Origin of the sequence: Streptomyces racemochromogenes (assembly GCF_044129415.1) — a bacterium.
Lineage (GTDB): Bacteria > Actinomycetota > Actinomycetes > Streptomycetales > Streptomycetaceae > Streptomyces > Streptomyces racemochromogenes_A.
Genome location: NZ_JBBDHD010000130.1, coordinates 1 through 17,970, shown reverse-complemented (window position 1 = coordinate 17,970; position 17,970 = coordinate 1). Strand labels below are relative to the sequence as shown.

Here is a 17,970-nt window from a genome sequence, read left to right as displayed (position 1 = left end):
GCCCGCGCCCAGGCCGGCCCCCCGGCCCGGCCCGCCCCTGCCTCTCCGGGCGCCCCCGCCGTCCCCGTGAAATGAGACGCGGCCGGCCACGCGGCCCGGGCCGGTCACACCGCGGCGGGGACCGCCGGCCCCCGGGCCAGCAGCCGGCGGATCTCGCGGACGGCGGCCCCGCCGGCCCGGTTGGCGCCGATGGTCGACGCCGAAGGCCCGTACCCGACCAGGTGGACGCGCTCGTCACGCACCGCCCTCGTCCCCTCCAGCCGGATCCCGCCGCCCGGCTCGCGCAGCCGCAGCGGCGCCAGGTGGTCGACGGCGGGCCGGAAGCCCGTCGCCCACAGGATCACGTCCGCCTCCACCCGCCGCCCGTCCGCCCAGACGGCCCCGGTCGGGGTGATCCGCTCGAACACCGGCAGCCGGTCCAGCACCCCGGACTCCCGCCCCGCCCGTACGGCCTCGTTCAACGGCAGCCCGGTCACGCTGACCACGCTGCGCGGCGGCAGCCCCCGGCGCACCCGCTCCTCCACCAGCGCCACCGCCGCCCGGCCCTCGGCCTCCCCGAAGCCCCCGTCGCGGAAGACGGGGGGCCTGCGGGTGACCCAGGTGGTCCCCGCCGCCACCTCGGCGACCTCCAGCAGGTGCTGCACCGCCGAGGTGCCGCCTCCCACCACGATGACCCGGGCCCCGGCGAACTCCCCGGGTCCGGGATAGTCCGCGGTGTGCAGCTGCCGCCCCCGGAACAGCTCCTGTCCCGGATAGCGCGGCCAGAACGGCCGGTCCCAGGTTCCGGTGGCGTTGACCAGCGCCCGCGCCGACCAGCTCCCGGAAGCGGACTCCACCAGCAGCCGCCCGCCGTCGCCCTCGCGCACGGCCGTCACGTCCACCGGCCGCCGCACGCGCAGCCCGAACCGCTCCTCGTAGGCCGCGAAGTACGCGCCGATGACCTCGGACGAGGGCCGCAGCGGATCGGCGCCGGACAGCTCCATCCCGGGCAGCGCGTGCATCCCGTGGACCTTGCCGTAGGTGAGCGAGGGCCAGCGGAACTGCCAGGCCCCGCCGGGCCGCGGCGAGTGGTCGAGCACCACGTGCCCGACTCCGGCCCGCGCCAGGTGGTAGGCACTGGACAGCCCGGCCTGCCCGGCGCCCACGACCACCACGTCCACGTCCACCGCGTCCCGCACCATGTCGTTCACGGTTCTACCAACTCGCGGGAGGTGCGGGATCTTCCCCTCGCCGCGAGCCCTCAGGCCGCGACCGGCGACAGGGCGCGGAGCTGCTCCAGGCGCAGGCGGGTCTCCTCGTCCAGGGGGACGAACGTCGTCAGGCGGGGGCCCGCCGCCGGCCCCAGCCAGAGGCTGGTGTGCTCCAGGCGGAGGAGTCCCACATGGGCGTTGCGGATGTACTTGCGGTTGCTGCCCAGTCCGACCACCTCGTGCCGCGCCCAGATCTCCCGGAACTCCGGCGAGGCCGCCTCCAGGCGGGCCAGCAGGGCCTTCCAGGCCGGCTCGGCCAGGTGGCCGGCCATCGAGGCGCGGAACTTGGCCGCCATCAGCCGGTTCACCTCCGGCATGTCGGCGAGCGAGGCCTGCCAGTCGGGGTTGGTGAAGGCCAGCCACATGCAGTTGCGGTCCTCGCGCGGCAGCCGGTCCAGGTCGCACAGGAGCCGCCCGTACGTGGCGTTGTACGCGAGGATGTCGTACCGGCTGTTCTGCACGCACGCCGGGATCGGGTCCAGCTGGTCGAGCATGGCCCGCAGCGCCGGGGTCACGCTCGGGCACCGGGTGTCCGGGGCGGGGTCGGTACTGCCGGCCAGAGCGAACAGGTGCGCGCGCTCGGTGGAGTCCAGCAGCAGGGCGCGCGCCAGTGCGTCCAGCACCTGCGGGGACACCTGGATCTCGCGGGCCTGCTCCAGCCAGGTGTACCAGGTCACGCCGACGGCGGAGAGCTGGGCGACCTCCTCGCGGCGCAGCCCGGGGGTGCGCCTGCGGCTGCCGCGGGGGAGGCCCACCTGTTCGGGGGTGATCCGCTCACGGCGGCTGCGCAGGAAGTCGGCCAGCTCGTGCCGGCGCAGGTCGCTCTGGGGGGCCACAGTGGTCATGGGTCCAGCGTGCCGTATCGCGCAGCCGGTTTCCAGGTACTCCCGGTACCAGGATGAAGAGACTCTGGTACCAGGCTGAGTGGGGGAGGATCGTCTCTTCCGTGACCGAAACGACCGTACGAACGCCGCACCGTCCGTCCACCGCCACCAGCCCCGGCGCCCCCGCCGGGATCTCGCCGCTCGGGCTGTTCACCGTACTGCTGGGCGCGGCCCTCCCGCTCATCGACTTCTTCATCGTCAACGTGGCGCTGCCCGCCATCGACACCGACCTCGCCGCCGGCCCGGCCATGCTGGAGCTGGTGGTCGGCGGCTACGGCGTCGCGTACTCGGTGCTGCTGGTCCTGGGCGGCCGCCTCGGTGACACGGCCGGCCGGCGCCGGCTCTTCCTGATCGGCATGGCCGCCTTCGGCGCGACCTCCCTCGCCTGCGGCCTGGCCCCCACCGCCTGGACCCTGGTCGGCGCCCGGGTGGCCCAGGGCGCCGCGGCGGCGCTGATGCTGCCGCAGGTGCTCGCCACCATCCAGGCCACCACCCAGGGGCCGCGCCGGGCCCGCGCGATGAGCCTCTACGGGGCCACCGCCGGACTGTCGATGGTCGCCGGCCAGATCCTCGGCGGGGTCCTGGTCGCCGCCGATGTGGCCGGCTCCGGGTGGCGTTCGGTGTTCCTCGTCAACGTGCCGGTGGTGCTGGTCGGGCTGGTGCTCGCCGTCCGTGCCGTGCCCGAGACCCGTTCCGACCGCCCGGCTTCCGTGGACGTGCCCGGAACGCTGCTGCTGGCCCTGGCGCTCGTGTCCCTGCTGCTGCCGCTGACGGAGGGCCGCGCGGCCGGCTGGCCGCTGTGGACGTGGCTCTCGCTGGCCGTCTCCCCGCTCGCCGCCGTCGCCTTCTACCTGGCCGAGCGCCGCGCCGACCGGCTCGGGCGGACCCCCCTCGTCCCGCCGAGCCTGCTGCGCCTGGAGTCGCTGCGGCGCGGGCTGGTGATGCTGCTGCCGTTCTCGATCGGCTTCAGCGGCTTCATGTTCGCCTTCGCCGTCGCGCTCCAGCAGGGCCTGCGGATGGGCCCGGTGTCGGCGGGGCTCGCCCTGGTGCCGCTGGCCCTGGCCTTCTTCGCCGCCTCGCTCGCCGGGCCCCGGCTGGTCGGGCGCTTCGGCAGCCGGGTCGTCACCGCCGGCGGGATCATCCAGGCCGCCGGTATCGGCCTGCTGGCCCTGACCGTGTGGCGGGGCTGGCCGGACCTCGGTCTGGCGGACCTCGCCCCCGGGGTGGCCCTCGCGGGTCTGGGGCAGGGCCTCCAGCTCCCGGTGCTGATGCGGCTGATGCTCTCGGACGTGCCGGCGGACCGGGCCGGCGTGGGCAGCGGGGTCATGGTCACCACGCAGCAGTCCTCCCTCGCCCTGGGCGTCGCGACCGTCGGCAGCCTCTTCCTCGCCCTGGCCGCCTCCCTGGGCATGCGCGACGCCCTCACGATGACCCTGGTGGGGCAGCTCGGCCTGATCGCGCTGACGGTCCTGCTCAGCCTGCGCCTGCCGCGCACGATGCGCTGACGCTCCCGCTGGGGGGTGGTGCGAAAGTTCCGCCCGGCGCCCCGGCGGCCCGGCGCCCCGGCGGCCCGGCGGCCCGGCGGCCCCGGCGGCCGGTACGTTCCCCCGGGTTCTTCGAGCGGGGGCGCCCCCGCCCGTCGCAGCGGCCGGAGCCACGAGTGCGCCCAGGACCGGGGCCTTCGGCCGGCGCGCCGAGAGCACGCACCGGGCAACGCCCCCTCCGCCCCGTCTGCCGCGCGCGGGGCGCCGGACGCCTGCCTCCCGGCCGGCCCCGCCACAGAGCGGTCGGTCCCCCCGGGGTCACTCGCCGCCGGTGTCCAGCGACCGCAGCCAGGTTTCGGCCGCCGACGCGGTGAACTCCGCCTGGCCGCCCGCGAACAGCAGCTCCGCGCCGGCGAAGGCGGGGTCGGCGGCGCTCCCGGCCACGTACGGGACCGCCAGGCACCGCATCCCGGCCGCGCGGGCGGCGAGGGCCCCCGGCGCCGCGTCCTCGACCACCACGCAGGAAGCGGGGGCGGCGCCCAGCCGGCGGGCGGCCTCCAGGAACACGTCCGGCGCGGGTTTGCCCCGTCCGACCTCCTCGGCGGAGACCGCCGTGGTCAGCAGGGCGGCCAGCCCGGTGCCCTCCAGCACGGCGTCGATGGCCTCCCGCGAGGATCCGGAGGCCACCGCCATCGGGACGCCCCGGGCGTGCAGCCGCTCCACCAGCCCCCGCATCTCGGGAAAGGCCTCCGTACGGGTGCGGGCCAGCTCCAGGTAGGCGGCGTTCTGCTCCGCCAGCAGCTGCTCCACCGGCGCCCGGAGCCCGTGGCGCTCCTTGAGGACCTCCAGCGTCTCCAGGGTCCCGATGCCGATGAACCGCGCGTGCTCCTCCCAGGTGAAGCCGGGGACGCCGTGGCGCTCCAGGGTCCGGCGCCCGGACTCGTAGTAGTTCGGCTCGCTGTCCACGAGGGTGCCGTCGAGATCGAATATGACGGAGATCATCCGCTGCGCCCGTCCTGCCGGTCGTATCGCTTCCCCGGCCATCCTGTCAGGGCTTGCGTGCCGCCCGTCCCACCGATTCGACCAGCGGCAGCAGCCGGTGCGCGACCCGCTCCCGCAGGGCCACCTCGGTCCGCGTGCGGACCACCCCCGGAAGCCGGATCAGCCGCTGGATCACATCCTCCAGATGGGCGTTGTCCCGGGCGGCCACCCGGGTCAGCAGGTCCCCGCCGCCGGTGATCGAGAAGGCCTCGATGATCTCCGGAACGGCCGCCAGGGCGTCGCCCACCTCGTCCAGGTGCCCCTGGGTGACCTCGATGTGCACGAAGGCGAGCACGGGGTGCCCGAGAGCGGCGGGGGAGAGCACGGGACCGCTGCCGGTGATCACCCCGGTGCGCTCCAGCCGGTCCAGCCGGGCCTGGAGCGTCCCGCGCGCCACACCGAGGATCCGGGCGTACTCGCGGACACTGGTGCGCGGCTGCTCGATCAGCAGACGCAGGATCCGGGTGTCGAGCTCGTCCACCGCCATGACAGGACTGTACCAATGGTCCGTTCTGCCCGGATCGCTCAGAATTCAGCCCGGGGAGACCAGCGCCGTGAAGACCGCCGTGGTCCTGTACACCAGCGACCTGCGCGTGCACGACCACCCGCCCCTGCGCGCCGCCCTCGCCGCCTGCGACCGGGTGGTCCCGCTCTTCGTCCGCGACCGGGCCGTCGAGCGCGCCGGCTTCGCCGTGCCCAACCGGCTCGCCTTCCTCGCCGACTGCCTCGCCGACCTGGACGCCTCCCTCCGCGGCCGCGGAGGCCGCCTCGTGCTGCGCTCCGGAGAGGTGGTGGACGAGGTCTGCGCGGTCGTACGCGAGGCCGGCGCCGGCGAGGTGCACCTCGCCGCCGGGGTCAGCGGCTACGCGCAGGCCCGCGAACGGCGCCTGCGCGAGGCCCTGCGGTCCCAGGGGTGCGCCCTGCACGCGCACGACGCCGTCGTCACGGCGGTCGCCCCCGGCGCGCTGCTTCCCGGCGGCAGGGGCTCGGACCACTTCGCCGTCTTCACCCCCTACCTGCGCCGCTGGAGCGCCCTGCCGCCGCGCCCGGTGGCCGGCGCGCCGCGCGCCGTGCGCGTGCCCGAGGACATCGGATCCGAGGAGCCGCCCCGGCGCTCCCGCGTCACCGGGACCTCCCCGGGCCTCGCACCCGGCGGGGAGGGCGAGGCCCGCCGGCTGCTGACCCGCTGGCTGCGCTCGGGCATCGCCCGCTACGAGGACGCCCACGACGACCTCGCCGCCGACGCGACCTCCCGGCTCTCCCCGCACCTGCACTTCGGCACCCTCTCGCCCGTCGAGGCCGCCGAACGCGCCCGCACCGCCGGCGGCCCCGGCGCCGAGGCCTTCGTCCGCCAACTGTGCTGGCGCGACTTCCACCACCAGGTCCTCGCCGCCCGCCCCGCGGCCGCCGCCCGCGACTACCGCGCCCGCCACGACCGCTGGCGCACCGGCCGCGCCGCCGAGGAGGAGGTCCTGGCCTGGAAGGAAGGCCGCACCGGCTACCCGGTGGTCGACGCGGCCATGCGCCAGCTGCGCCACGAGGGATGGATGCACAACCGGGGCCGGCTGCTGGCCGCGAGCTTCCTCGCCAAGACCCTCTACGCGGACTGGCGCACCGGGGCCCGCCACTTCCTCGACCTCCTCGTGGACGGGGACCTCGCCAACAACCAGTTGAACTGGCAGTGGATGGCCGGCACCGGCACCGACACCCGCCCCAACCGGGTCCTCAACCCCGTCCGCCAGGGCCTCAGGTACGACCCCGACGGCCGCTACGTCCACCGCTGGGTGCCCGAACTGGCCGGCCTGGCCGCGCCCCGCGTCCACGAACCCTGGCGGCTGCCCGCCGCGGAACGGGCGCGCTACGACTACCCCGCGCCCGTCGTGGACCTCTCCGAGGCCCAGGCCCGCTTCCAGGAGGCCCGCCGGCACCCGTGACCACCCCGCAGAACGCCGCACCCCACTCCGCGTCAGGCCCGGCGCAGGGCGGGCTGCCTCCCGTACGCCACGGCCACCGCCGCCACCACCGCGGCCGCCGGCAGCAGCATCCGGTTCACCGGCCACCCGGCCCGCACCAGCAGCCCCCCGGTCAGCCCGCCCGTGAACATCGCCGCCACCGCCAGCGCCCTGCGCCCCCACATCCCCGTGCCGTACCCGAAGGCGCTGTCATGCCCCAGCGGCGACCCGCCGAGCAGGGCGGTCACGGACCGGGTGACCAGAGTGGTCGGCACGCCGGGCAGGTTGACCCGCATGCTCGTGACGTTGCGGAAGCCCATCGCCACCGCGAGGGCGGACGCGGTCAGCAGGTGCCGGGCGGCCGGGGACCCGTAACGGGGTGCCAGGTCCCAGCCGATCCCCGCGGCCGCTGTGATCAGCGCCGCCTCGACGGACAGCCCGAGCACGAACCAGTGCCGCCCACGGGACTCCGCGGCCCCCTCCAGCCGGGCCGCGCACACCGCCCCCACGGCGAACGACAGCAGCGACACCCCGGCCGCCAGGGCCGGCAGGTGCCCCTGGTGCGCCGGCCCGAACGACAGGAACAGCACGTTGCCGGTCTGCATCGCGGTGAACACCGGCCCCAGCGCCAGCAGGCTGACCGCCTCGACCAGTCCGGTCACCCAGGTCAGCACCAGCAACAGGAAGGTGAGCCGACCGCCCGCACGCACGTCCATGACGCCCGACAGTGACACGCCCGCCCCGCTCCGCCGCCCCGACATGCCGGGCGCGAACGCCGCCCCATAGGGTCCGGGGTATGAGCGATCTGCTGCTGGTGAGGCACGGCGAGACGGCGTGGAGCGCCGACGGGCGGCACACGGGGCTCACCGACGTCCCGCTGACCGCGCGCGGGGCCGACGAGGCCCTCTCACTGGCCCCCTACTTCCGCGACCGGCACCCCGCCCTCGTGCTCACCAGCCCCCTGAGCCGGGCCGTCGCCACGGCCGAGCTGGCCGGGCTGACCGACGGCGTCCCCGACCCCGACCTCCACGAGTGGGACTACGGCGGCTACGAGGGCGTCACCACCGCCGAGATCCAGCGGACCCGCCCCGGCTGGTCGCTGTGGACCGACGGCGTCCCACCCGGCGACGCGCGGCACCCTGGCGAGGACGCCGCCCGGGTGGGCGCCCGCGCGGACCGGGTCCTGGCCAGGGCTGCCGAGGCACTGCGCGCCGACAGGGGGGACGTCGTCCTCGTCGCCCACGGCCACTTCCTGCGCGTCCTGACCGCCCGCTACCTCGGCCTGCCCCCCGAGGAGGGCCGGCTCTTCCTGCTGCGGACCGGCACCGTCAGCGAACTCTCCACCGAACACGGCCTCCCGGTGATCGCGGGCTGGAACACCCGCCCCTGACCCCGGGCCCCGAACCCGGCGCAGGCCCGCCCCGATCCGCGGCGCGGGCCTGCGCCACCCGGACGACCCGCGCCGCCTCGCGCGCCCCCGCCCCGCGCGTGACCATGCGTACATGGACCAGGGCGACCACGGCCGACCGGAGGACACCCTCCCCGACGCCGCCTCGGGAGAGGACACCCTCCAGGCGGGTGCGATCGGCTTCCTCGACGCGCTCGTCATCGGCCTGAACTCGACCTCGCCCGCCTACTCCCTGGCCGCCGTCATCGGCCCGATCGTCGCCATCGCCGGGATCTACGCCCCCGGAGTGATGCTGGCCTCGTTCGTCCCCATGCTGCTCATCGCCGCGGCCTTCTACTACCTCAACAAGGTCGACCAGGACTGCGGCACCACCTTCTCCTGGGTGACCCGTGCCATGGGCCCCTGGGCGGGCTGGCTCGGCGGCTGGGCCATCACCATGACCGGAGTCCTCGTCATCGGCTCCCTCGCCGACGTCGCCGTCCACTTCGGGCTGCTGGCCTTCGGCCTGGACGGCCTGGCCGCCAACACCGTCGTCCGCCAGACCCTCGCCGTCGTGCTGATCCTCGCGATGACCGCCATCTGCGTCATCGGCACCGAACTGTCGGCCCACTTCCAGGACGTCCTCATCCTCGCCCAGGTCCTCTTCCTCCTGGTCTTCGCCGTCGTCGCCATCTACCGGGTCTACGCCGGCACCAGCACCCTCGACGCCCTCCACCCCTCCGTCGGCTGGCTCAACCCCTTCGGCGCCGGCGGCAGCGCGCTCACCGGCGGCCTGCTGCTCGGCGTGTTCATCTACTGGGGCTGGGAGTCCGCCGTGAACCTCACCGAAGAGGTCGAGGACTCCGCCACCGCGCCCGGCAAGGCCGGCATCTGGTCCACCCTGGTGCTCCTCGTCACCTACCTGTCCGTCGGCTTCGCCATCGTCGCCTACGCCGGGACGAAGTTCCTGGCCGAGAACGCCGACGAGGAGGAGGAGATCTTCGCCGTCCTCGCCCACGAGGTGATGGGCGGCTGGGACTGGATGGTCCTCCTCGCCGTCTGCACCTCCGCCCTCGCCTCCACCCAGACGACGATCATCCCGGCCTCCCGCACCGCCCTGTCCATGGCCCGCCGCCACGCCCTGCCCCCGCACCTCGCGCACATCCACCACCGCTTCCACACCCCCGACGTCAGCACCTGGTGGGTGGCCGCCATCGCCATCGCCTGGTACCTCGCCGTCAACCAGATCAGCGAGAACGCCCTGCTCGACTCCCTCACCGCGCTCTCGCTGCTCATCGCCTTCTACTACGCCCTCACCGGCGTGGCCTGCGCCGTCTACTACCGCCGCCACCTGCTGGAGAACGCGCACAACCTCCTCCTCATCGGCGTCGGCCCGCTCGTCGGCGCCGGACTGCTGGCCTGGCTGCTCGTGGAGTCGGTCGCCGACATGTCCGACCCCCGGAACTCGGCCGGCGGGGCCTCCTGGTTCGGCCTCGGCCCGCCCCTGGTCATCGGCATCGGCATCGCGGCCGCCGGCGTCCTCCTCATGTGCTTCTGGCGGATCCGCGACGGCAGGTTCTGGCAGGAGCGCCGGGGCGTGGTCGACCCGGCCCTGGTCCGCGGGAAGAACTGAGGAGGCCCGGATGTCCGTAGTCCTCGGGTACGACGAGTCCCCCGGCGCCGAGCGCGCCCTGCGCGTCGCGCTGGAGGTGGCCACCGCCTTCGGGGAACCGCTGGTCCTCGTCTACGGGGCGGCCGCCCCCGGCACCGCGGGGGAGGAGTACCGGGCCCACCGCGAGGCCGTCCTCCAGGCGGGCCGCAGCGCGCTCGCCCGGGCCGTCGAGGCCGCCGACGAGGCCGGGGTCCCCTCGACCGTCGAGGTCATGGACGACAGACCGGCCCAGGCGCTGCTCGCCGCCGCCGAACACCACCGCGCCCGCGTCATCATCGTCGGCACCTGGGGCGACAGCCCGATCCGCGGCGCCCTGCTCGGCTCGACCCCGCACAAGCTGCTGCACCTCTCCCCGGTGCCGGTGCTGTGCGTGCCGACCGAGGAAACGGCGTAGCCCCCGCTACGAGAACACCCGCGCGAGGTACGCGGCCAGCCCCTCGGCGGCCGGCGGGCACAGCCGCGCCCCGATGTGGCCGTCCGGGCGCACCACGAAGGCCGTGGCCTGCCGCACCCCGTAGCGCAGGGCGAACTCACCGCGCGCGTCGCGGTACACGGGCATCGGCGTGGCCCCGGCGGGCGCGGTCCCGCCCTCGGTGAGGACCGCGTACGCCGTGAGCCGCCCCGCCGGCAACCCGCCCGTCAGTGCGGCGAGTCCGGGAACGTACGAGTCCCACGCGCCGTCGGTGTACACCAGCAGCACGTGCTCGCGGTCCCTCAGCAGGTCATGGAGCCGCAGCGGATAGGCGGGGACGTCCCCGGCCAGCCCGCCGCAGTCGGGGGCCCGCTCGCCGGGCCCCGGCCCGGAGCCGTCGGGCTCCCCGGCGGCCGGCCGTACGACGACGGGACTGTCGGGGTAGCCCACCAGCAGCTGCGCCTCGCGCAGCAACGCCTCCGTGTCCTCGCCGCCCGCCCCGACGGTCCGCCGCGCGTGCCGCACGGTCCGGCCGACGACCTCCTCGCCGACCGGCCGGCGCTCGGCGTCGTAGCTGGCCAGCAGCCGCGGGTGCGCACACCCGCCGACGGCCAGGGCGAGCTTCCATGCGAGGTTCCAGGCGTCCTGGACACCGGTGTTCATCCCCTGCGCCCCGGTCGGCGGATGGATGTGCGCCGCGTCCCCGGCGACGAAGACCCGGCCGTCGGAGTACCGGTCCACGAGCCGGTGGCTGATCCGGAACACCGAGGACCAGCGCAGGCCGGAGGCCGTCACCGGCCGGGGCGACATCCGGTCCAGCACCGCCTGGACATCGGGGAGCGCCGGGGCCCGCGAGCCCTCCAGCCCGTGCGCCACCCCGTCGCCCGCCGCCGGCGTCGCGGACACGGACAGCTCCGGCGGCACCAGCATGGACATCCGGTACCGGCCGGGTCCGGGCAAGGGGATGCAGACCAGCAGGTCGTCGACCTTCCCCCCGGCGTCGTGGTGCACCGCCCGGAGGGTGTACCCGTACGGCAGGTCCCAGCCGACCTCCACGTCGGCGAGCATGTACTCCTCGGGGAAGGCCCCGCCCTCGAAGGCCAGCCCCAGCCCCTTGCGGACGGTGCTGTGCGCCCCGTCACAGCCCACCAGGTACCGGGTCCGCAGCTCCTCCTCGCCGTCCGGTCCCGTCAACAGGACGCTCACGCCGGAGTCGTCCTGCGCGAACGACACCAGCGCGGTGCTCCGCTCGATCCGGGTATCGAAGCGGGCCAGGAACGCCTCCAGGATCCGCTCCGTCTCGTACTGCGGCAGCGCGGCGAACCCGTACGGCACCTCCGGCGGCAACGCCATCCGCAGCGGCTCCCGCTCCTCGCCGTCGACCCAGACCAGCTGCCCGCGCAGCGGCACGGCCGCGTCCAGGGCGGCCGACACCAGCCCCATCCGGTCCCACAGCTCCAGCGTGCGCGGCTGGATCCCGACGGCCTTCGCGTACGGCAGCCGTTCCGGCAGGCGGTCCACGAGCCGGCAGGACACCCCGCGCCTGCGCAGTTCCACCGCCGCCGTCAGCCCCACCGGGCCGGCGCCCACGACGAGCACGTCCACCGCCGCGCCGCTCATGCGTCCATCGTGTCCACCGTCCCCGGCGCTCCGCCACCTGGGCCGGGCCGCCGCGCGCAGCGCCGATCCGTTGGCCCGCCCATGGCCGGAAATGCGCCCCCGACGCGGTGCCAATGGACCAGCGGAGGGAGCCCGCCTTGAGCCAATGCCCCTGCGGATGCTTATCTGTGTCGTATCCATGTACTTTCGGCGCCGCGCAGCGCCGGCCGGCAACGACGCCGGACCGGAGCGCGGCGCCTTCGCCGTGCCCGTACGCCGCCCACCACCCCCGGGCGGACACCGGCCCGGCGCGCACCACTCCGAGGGGGGCGGCACACCGCCATGAAGAGGATGTTCACGGCTCCGGATCCGGGGCGCACCAGACTCAGGAACTCGACGCGCGCGGTCATCGGCACCGGGCTCGCCGTCGCCGTCGCCGAACTGGCGGGGCTCTCGCTCACCGCCTCCATCACCGGCGGGCTCGCGGCCCTGCTCGCGCTGTTCACCGTCCTCGACGCGGACGTGCGCGCCCAGCGGCTGACCACCGCCCTGCTGCCCGTCGCCGGCTTCCCCGTCCTGGTCCTGGCCACCTCCCTGCACGGCATGCCGCCCGTGCGCGACGCGGCCTGGCTCGCCGTCGTCTTCGCCGGGGTCTACGCCCGCCGGTGGGGGCCGCGCGGGCACGCCCTCGGCATCTTCGCCTTCATGATGTTCTTCGTCACCCAGTTCCTGCACGCCCGGCCCGCGCAGCTGCCCGAGCTGTTCGCCGCCGTCGCCCTGGCCCTGCTGTCGGCGGGGACCGTGCGGTTCGTCCTGTGGCCCGTCGAGCGCCGTACGCCCCCGGCCGCCGCCCCGCCGCCGCTGCCCGGCACCGGCCTCGCCCGGCCCACCACCCGCCAGGCCTTCCAGGCCACCGCCGCCTGCGCCTTCGCCCTCGCCGTCGGCCAGGTCCTGTCCGAGGACCGCTGGTACTGGGCCGTCGGCACCGCCTGGTGGATCTTCGTGAACACCGCCTCGCGCGGCGAGACCCTGGTCCGCGGCTTCCGCCGGGTCCTGGGCACCGTCACCGGCATCGCCGCCGGCCTGCTGATCGCCGTACCGCTGCACGGCGCCCCCGCGCCCACCGCCGCCCTGGTCGCCGTCTGCGTCTTCGGCATCTTCTACACGGCCGCCCCCTCCTACTCCTGGATGATGTTCTTCGTCACCGTCATGGCCGGGCTGCTGTACGGGCTCCTCGGCGTGCTCCACCCCGGGCTGCTGCTCCTGCGCTTCGAGGAGACCGCCGTCGGCGCGCTGGGCGCCGCCCTCGGCGTCACCCTGATCCTGCCGGTCACCACGCACGCCGCCAACGACGCCTGGATCCAGCGCGCCCTGCACTGCGTACGGGCCTCCACCGCGGCCTCCCTCGACCGCCTCGCCGGCGATCCCGACGCCGACCCCGCCCCGCACGCCGCGGAACTGGAGTTGCTGCTGGCCCGGGTGCGGATGGCGCTGGCGCCCCTGGTCCACCCGCTGAGCCCGCTGCGCGCCCGCAAGGCCCGCGCCCGCCAGGTCCTGGGCCTGCTCGACGACTGCGCCCGCGAGGTGCGCGGGCTCGTGTCCGTCGCCGCCGACCCGCAGGCCTCCCACGACGCCCGGCTCGCCGCCGCCTGCTGGCGGGTCGAGGCCGCCGTGGAGGCGCTCACCGCCCCGCCGGGCGCGGCCGGGAACCATGCCCCCGCCACTCCGGCCGGCCCCGCCGGAGCCGAACCGGCCCTGGCGCACCTGCACGGCCTCGAAACGGCCCTGGTCGCCCTCGCCACCCCGTTGCGCACCGACCCGCGCGCCCCGCTGGCCATCACGGCCTGACACCCACTGCCCCCGCCCGCCGGCGGGCGGGGGCAAGGCCGGGCCCAACGGGCTCCGGCGATCCGGAGTGCCGCGGATGGTACGTCACCCCGCCGCCCCGCCGCAGGCCGATGCGTGAAGATCACCCGGAGGAGTGTTCCGTTGACGCGAGGGCCCCGGCGCTGACCTGCCCCGGGTACAACGGGTGATTGTTCACTGCACATTCATCCGGCACGTACAGGGTGGATCTGTCCGGACAGGGGGTAACGGCCCGGAATGGAAATTCTGCAGAAGCACGTGAGCGAGGCCCGGGTGTGGGAGGAGGCCGAGGAGTTCGTCCGGCTCTTCCACCGGGAGAACCCGCACGCGGGTGATCCGCGGGCCCGGCTCGCCGCCGTACGGGCCGAGCTCGCCGAGACCGGTACCTACCGCCACACCCCCGAGGAGCTGGTCCACGGGGCGCGCGTCGCCTGGCGCAACAGCAACCGCTGCATAGGCCGGCTCTACTGGAACTCGCTGCGGGTGCGCGACCGGCGCGGCCTGACCGCCGCCGAGGACATCGCAGCCGAGTGCTTCGAGCACCTGCGGGAAGCCACCAACGGCGGCCGGGTCCGCCCCACCATCACGGTCTTCGCCCCGGACGCCCCGGGCCGCCCGGGCCCGCTGATCTGGAGCGAGCAGCTGGTGCGCTACGCCGGTTACGGGGACCACCCCTCGGTCACCGTGGGCGACGCCCGCAACAGACCGCTGACCGAAGCCCTGCTGGGGCTCGGCTGGCCCGGCGGACCGGGCACCCCCTTCGACCTCCTCCCGCTGGTGGTCCAGGGGGTCGACGACAAGCCCCGCTGGTTCGAGACCCCGGCCGACGCCGTGCTGGAGGTCCCGATCCGCCACCCCGACGGGAGGGACGACTGGGCGGACTGGGGGCTGCGCTGGCACGCGGTGCCCGCCATCTCCAACATGTGCCTGGAGATCGGCGGCATCCACTACACGGCCGCCCCGTTCAACGGCTGGTACATGGGCACCGAGATCGGGGCCCGCAACCTCGCCGACACCGACCGCTACAACCTCCTGCCGGCCGTGGCCCGCAGGCTCGGCCTGGACGTCTCCAGCGACCGTTCGCTCTGGAAGGACCGGGCCCTGGTCGAGCTCAACCGGGCCGTGCTGGACTCCTTCGACCGGGCCGGCGTCACCATCGCCGACCACCACACCGAGTCCCGGCGGTTCCTCTCGCACCTGGAGCGCGAGGAGCGCAAGGGCCGCGAGGTGGGCGCGGACTGGTCCTGGATCGTGCCGCCGATCTCCGGCGCCGCCACCCCCGTCTTCCACCGGACCTACGAGGACCGGCCGAGCGCGACCGCGTACGTCCACCACGAGGGCGCGCAGGAACGCGCCTGGGGGCGGGACTTGGTCTAGACCTTCTGTTACGGTCGGCTCGGAACGGATCCGGGACGGCGGAGAGGGGCACCGGTGGACGGCGCGCACAGCACGGACCACGGCGGCGGACACCGGGCCTACATCGGCTCGTTCACCTCGGGGGGCGGCCGCGGTGTCCTCACCGCGACCGTGGATCCGGCCACCGGAGCGCTGACCCCGCTCTCGGCGGAGGGCTCCCTGCCGGACCCCTCGTACCTCGCGCTCGACCCGGCCACCGGCGTGCTCTACGCGGTGAGCGAGACCGAGCAGGGTGCGGCGGGGGCCTTCCGCCCCACCGCCGAGGGCATCGCACCCCTCGGCGCGCCCGTCCCGGTCGCCGGCTCCGGACCCACCCACCTCGCCGTGGCCGGGCGCCGGCTGCTGACCGCCAACTACACCTCCGGCAGCATCAGCAGCCTGCCGCTCACCGCCGGCGGCGGCCTCTCGGGACCGGCCTCGGTCCTCGCGTACGAGGGCTCGGGCCCCGACCCGGACCGCCAGGCCGGGCCGCACGCCCACCAGGTGCTGCCCGACCCCACCGGCCGCTGGGTGCTCGGAGTGGACCTAGGCACGGACGCCGTACGGGTCTGCGCGCTCGACCCGGCCACCGGGGAACTCCGGGTCCGCGCCCGGGTCGCGCTGCGCGCCGGCAGCGGTCCGCGCCACCTCGCCTTCCATCCGGGGAGCACGGTGGTCTACGTCCTGCACGAGCTGGAGCCGCTGCTGACCGTCTGCCGCTGGAACGCGGACTCGGGGCTGCTCGACCCGGTCGCGGAGGTCCCCGTCGTCCCGGCGGGAGCCCCGGGGGCCGTACGGGCCCATCCCTCGGCGATCACGGTCTCGCCCGACGGCCGCTTCCTCTGGGCGGCCGTGCGCGGGGCCGACACCCTGGTCACGTTCTCGCTCGCGGGCGGCCCGGCGGAGCCGCGCCCGACGGACACGGTCGGCTGCGGCGGCCGCTGGCCGCGCGACCTCGCCCTGGACCCGGCGGGCCGGCGCCTCTACGCGGCCAACGAGCGCTCCGGGGACGTCACCTGGTTCGACGTGGACCCGCGCACCGGCCGCCCGGCCCGCGCCGGCTCTATGCCCGCCCCGGCGGCCTCCTGCGTGCTCTTCGGCTGACCTCGCGGCAGACGCCGGAGGGCCCGCCCGGGATCGTCCCGGGCGGGCCCTCCTCGTCCCGTGCGCCCTACTGGGCGGGCGCGCCCAGCTGGAGGCCCAGGGCGGCGCTGTACTGGGCGACGGCGAGCTTGCCGAGCGCCGGGTAGGCCCCGAGCACCTCGGCGGCCGCGCAGTCGGCCTCCTTGCAGGCGGTGTCCAGCAGGCCCTCGGCCGCCTCCGGGCCGATCAGGTAGGGGGCCAGCGCGAGCTGGACCGCACCCGCGCCGCGCAGCTCGGCGGCGACCGCGGCCACCGAGCCCTCCTGGTCCAGGGCGGCGGCCATCACGGGCACGGCGAGCCGGGCGGCCAGCAGCATGCCCGTGATCCCGGCGGCCTGGACGGCCTCCTCGCCGCCGGTGGTGGCCAGGATGATGCCGTCGGCGGCGGTGGCCACGGTGAACAGCCGGGCCCGGTCGGCACGGGCCAGACCGGCCTCCGAGAGGCGCACGTGCAGGCCCTCGGCCAGCAGCGGGTGCGGACCGAGCACGTCGGCCAGCTCGGCGGCGGCCGAGGAGTCCATCAGCGCCTGGCGCACCCGGCGCAGCAGGTCGGCGTCCGGCCCGGCCAGCAGGGGCACGACCACGGCGTCCGGCCCGGTCGGCGCGGGGACCTCGTGGCCGGCGGCGCGGGCGAACTCCGCGCGCGCGGTCCGCTCCTCGGCGACGGCGGTCAGCACGCCGGACAGCGACGGGAACTCGCCGCCCTCGGTGTCCTCGCCCTCCAGGTAGCCGATCCGGGCCTCAAGGCCGGGCAGCTCGGAGCGCCCGATGCTGATGATCTCCTCGGCGAGCCCCCGGGAGGCGGCCGAGGGGACACCGGGCACGGCGAGCACCAGCGCGGGCGCGCCCTCGGGCGCCACCGCGGGCTCGGGCCGGCGGTGCCGTCCGGTCTGGCGGGGTCGCGGCATTCGTACGGGCAGGCCGTTTGCGGGCCCAGTGGGGGAGCTCATGGCGCCGCATGCTACTGGCTTATCGGAACCGGGTGTTCGGGCAGGGCCCGTGCAGGTGGCATCTGTCCTCATTTATCCGTTGAATGTCATACACCCTTCAACCGGATCAACTGACGGACGGCGAGCACCAGTCGACGGAACGTGCTGGTAACGCCCTGTCAGTGTGACCCAGTAGAGTGACGCAGCGTGGCACCACGACCCTTGAACGAAATTGTCGAGGCGGGCTGGGCGAAGGCCCTGGAACCCGCCGCGGACCGCATCGCGGCCATGGGGGACTTCCTCCGGAGCGAGATAGCGGCCGGCCGGACCTACCTCCCGTCCGGCGCGAACGTGCTGCGCGCGTTCCAGCAGCCCTTCGACGACGTCCGCGTGCTGATCGTCGGACAGGACCCCTACCCGACGCCCGGTCACGCCATCGGGCTGAGCTTCGCGGTCGCCCCCGAGGTGAACCCGGTGCCGGGCAGCCTGGAGAACATCTTCCGCGAGATGCACACCGACCTGGGGCTGCCCAGGCCCTCGAACGGGGACCTCACCCCCTGGACGAGGCAGGGGGTGCTGCTGCTCAACCGTTCGCTGACCACCGCTCCGCGCAAGCCGGGCGCGCACCGGGGCAAGGGCTGGGAAGAGGTCACCGAGCAGGCGATCCGGGCCCTCGCCGCGCGCGGCAAGCCCCTGGTGTCCATCCTGTGGGGCCGCGACGCCCGCAACCTGCGGCCGCTGCTCGGCAGCCTCCCGGCCATCGAGTCGGCGCACCCCTCGCCCATGTCGGCGGACCGCGGCTTCTTCGGCTCGCGGCCCTTCAGCCGCGTCAACGACCTGCTCGTCCGCGGCGGCGCCCAGCCCGTCGACTGGCGCCTGCCCTAGGTGTTCTGTCCCGGGAGGTTGTGGACGGGTGACGCAGGTCTCGGCTGAGGGATCTTGAACGGGTGAGGGCCT

Annotated in this window: 16 protein-coding genes; 9 read left to right on the top strand and 7 right to left on the bottom strand. The window is 75.3% G+C overall.

The features are described from left to right. Positions 1–104 precede the first annotated feature (104 nt). Together WDV06_RS31085 and WDV06_RS31080 are read right to left on the bottom strand one after the other, a co-directional pair. Positions 105–1,181, bottom strand: a complete 1,077-nt coding sequence (locus WDV06_RS31085) for an FAD-dependent oxidoreductase (RefSeq protein ID WP_395513143.1) — start codon at positions 1,179–1,181, stop codon at positions 105–107. 59 nt (positions 1,182–1,240) lie between these two features. Continuing rightward, the gene (locus WDV06_RS31080) at positions 1,241–2,095 is read right to left on the bottom strand and encodes a helix-turn-helix transcriptional regulator (RefSeq protein WP_395513142.1); all 855 of its coding nucleotides are present in this window, start codon (positions 2,093–2,095) and stop codon (positions 1,241–1,243) included. Positions 2,096–2,196: 101 nt separating this feature from the next. Between WDV06_RS31080 and WDV06_RS31075 the strand changes: the two genes are divergently transcribed. Beyond that, entirely contained in the window at positions 2,197–3,639 is a 1,443-nt protein-coding gene (locus WDV06_RS31075) for an MFS transporter (RefSeq protein ID WP_395513141.1), read from the top strand. A 297-nt stretch (positions 3,640–3,936) separates the two neighbouring features. On the opposite strand, the gene WDV06_RS31070 is transcribed toward WDV06_RS31075, so the two are convergent. Together WDV06_RS31070 and WDV06_RS31065 are read right to left on the bottom strand one after the other, a co-directional pair. Further along, entirely contained in the window at positions 3,937–4,620 is a 684-nt protein-coding gene (locus tag WDV06_RS31070; RefSeq protein WP_395513140.1) for an HAD family hydrolase, read from the bottom strand. A 46-nt stretch (positions 4,621–4,666) separates the two neighbouring features. Then, a complete protein-coding gene (locus tag WDV06_RS31065; RefSeq protein ID WP_395513139.1) occupies positions 4,667–5,146 on the bottom strand; it encodes an Lrp/AsnC family transcriptional regulator in 480 nt (159 codons plus the stop codon). A 67-nt stretch (positions 5,147–5,213) separates the two neighbouring features. Between WDV06_RS31065 and WDV06_RS31060 the strand changes: the two genes are divergently transcribed. After that, positions 5,214–6,593: a cryptochrome/photolyase family protein gene (locus WDV06_RS31060; RefSeq protein ID WP_395513138.1), complete on the top strand. Its 1,380-nt coding sequence runs from the start codon at positions 5,214–5,216 to the stop codon at positions 6,591–6,593. A 32-nt stretch (positions 6,594–6,625) separates the two neighbouring features. Here the strand turns inward: WDV06_RS31060 and WDV06_RS31055 are convergent, their stop codons facing one another. Continuing rightward, positions 6,626–7,327, bottom strand: coding sequence for a YoaK family protein (locus WDV06_RS31055; protein ID WP_395513137.1), 702 nt, complete (start codon positions 7,325–7,327; stop codon positions 6,626–6,628). A gap of 80 nt (positions 7,328–7,407) precedes the next feature. Here WDV06_RS31055 and WDV06_RS31050 point away from each other — a divergent pair, with 80 nt between their 5' ends. The 3 genes from WDV06_RS31050 to WDV06_RS31040 all read left to right on the top strand — a co-directional run bounded on the left by WDV06_RS31050 (position 7,408) and on the right by WDV06_RS31040 (position 10,064). After that, positions 7,408–8,001, top strand: coding sequence for a histidine phosphatase family protein (locus WDV06_RS31050; RefSeq protein WP_395513136.1), 594 nt, complete (start codon positions 7,408–7,410; stop codon positions 7,999–8,001). 112 nt (positions 8,002–8,113) lie between these two features. Continuing rightward, the gene (locus tag WDV06_RS31045; protein ID WP_395513135.1) at positions 8,114–9,631 is read left to right on the top strand and encodes an APC family permease; all 1,518 of its coding nucleotides are present in this window, start codon (positions 8,114–8,116) and stop codon (positions 9,629–9,631) included. A gap of 10 nt (positions 9,632–9,641) precedes the next feature. After that, entirely contained in the window at positions 9,642–10,064 is a 423-nt protein-coding gene (locus WDV06_RS31040; protein ID WP_395513134.1) for a universal stress protein, read from the top strand. Between the two features lie 6 nt (positions 10,065–10,070). Here the strand turns inward: WDV06_RS31040 and WDV06_RS31035 are convergent, their stop codons facing one another. Further along, positions 10,071–11,702 (bottom strand): FAD-dependent monooxygenase, encoded by a 1,632-nt coding sequence (locus WDV06_RS31035; protein ID WP_395513133.1) that lies wholly within the window; start codon positions 11,700–11,702, stop codon positions 10,071–10,073. A 321-nt stretch (positions 11,703–12,023) separates the two neighbouring features. Here WDV06_RS31035 and WDV06_RS31030 point away from each other — a divergent pair, with 321 nt between their 5' ends. The 3 genes from WDV06_RS31030 (at position 12,024) to WDV06_RS31020 (ending at position 16,046) form a co-directional block, all read left to right on the top strand. Beyond that, complete coding sequence (locus WDV06_RS31030; RefSeq protein ID WP_395513132.1) at positions 12,024–13,529, top strand: FUSC family protein; 1,506 nt, start codon at positions 12,024–12,026, stop codon at positions 13,527–13,529. Positions 13,530–13,784: 255 nt separating this feature from the next. Beyond that, the gene (locus WDV06_RS31025) at positions 13,785–14,924 is read left to right on the top strand and encodes a nitric oxide synthase oxygenase (protein WP_395513131.1); all 1,140 of its coding nucleotides are present in this window, start codon (positions 13,785–13,787) and stop codon (positions 14,922–14,924) included. Positions 14,925–14,978: 54 nt separating this feature from the next. Continuing rightward, on the top strand, positions 14,979–16,046 hold the full coding sequence (locus tag WDV06_RS31020) for a lactonase family protein (protein ID WP_395513130.1): 1,068 nt from the start codon (positions 14,979–14,981) through the stop codon (positions 16,044–16,046). Positions 16,047–16,113: 67 nt separating this feature from the next. Here WDV06_RS31020 and WDV06_RS31015 read toward each other — a convergent pair whose 3' ends face one another. Next, positions 16,114–17,034: a sirohydrochlorin chelatase gene (locus tag WDV06_RS31015; RefSeq protein ID WP_395513129.1), complete on the bottom strand. Its 921-nt coding sequence runs from the start codon at positions 17,032–17,034 to the stop codon at positions 16,114–16,116. A 186-nt stretch (positions 17,035–17,220) separates the two neighbouring features. On the opposite strand from WDV06_RS31015, the gene WDV06_RS31010 reads away from it, so the two are divergent. After that, positions 17,221–17,898, top strand: coding sequence for a uracil-DNA glycosylase (locus tag WDV06_RS31010; RefSeq protein ID WP_395513128.1), 678 nt, complete (start codon positions 17,221–17,223; stop codon positions 17,896–17,898). Positions 17,899–17,970: the final 72 nt, after the last annotated feature.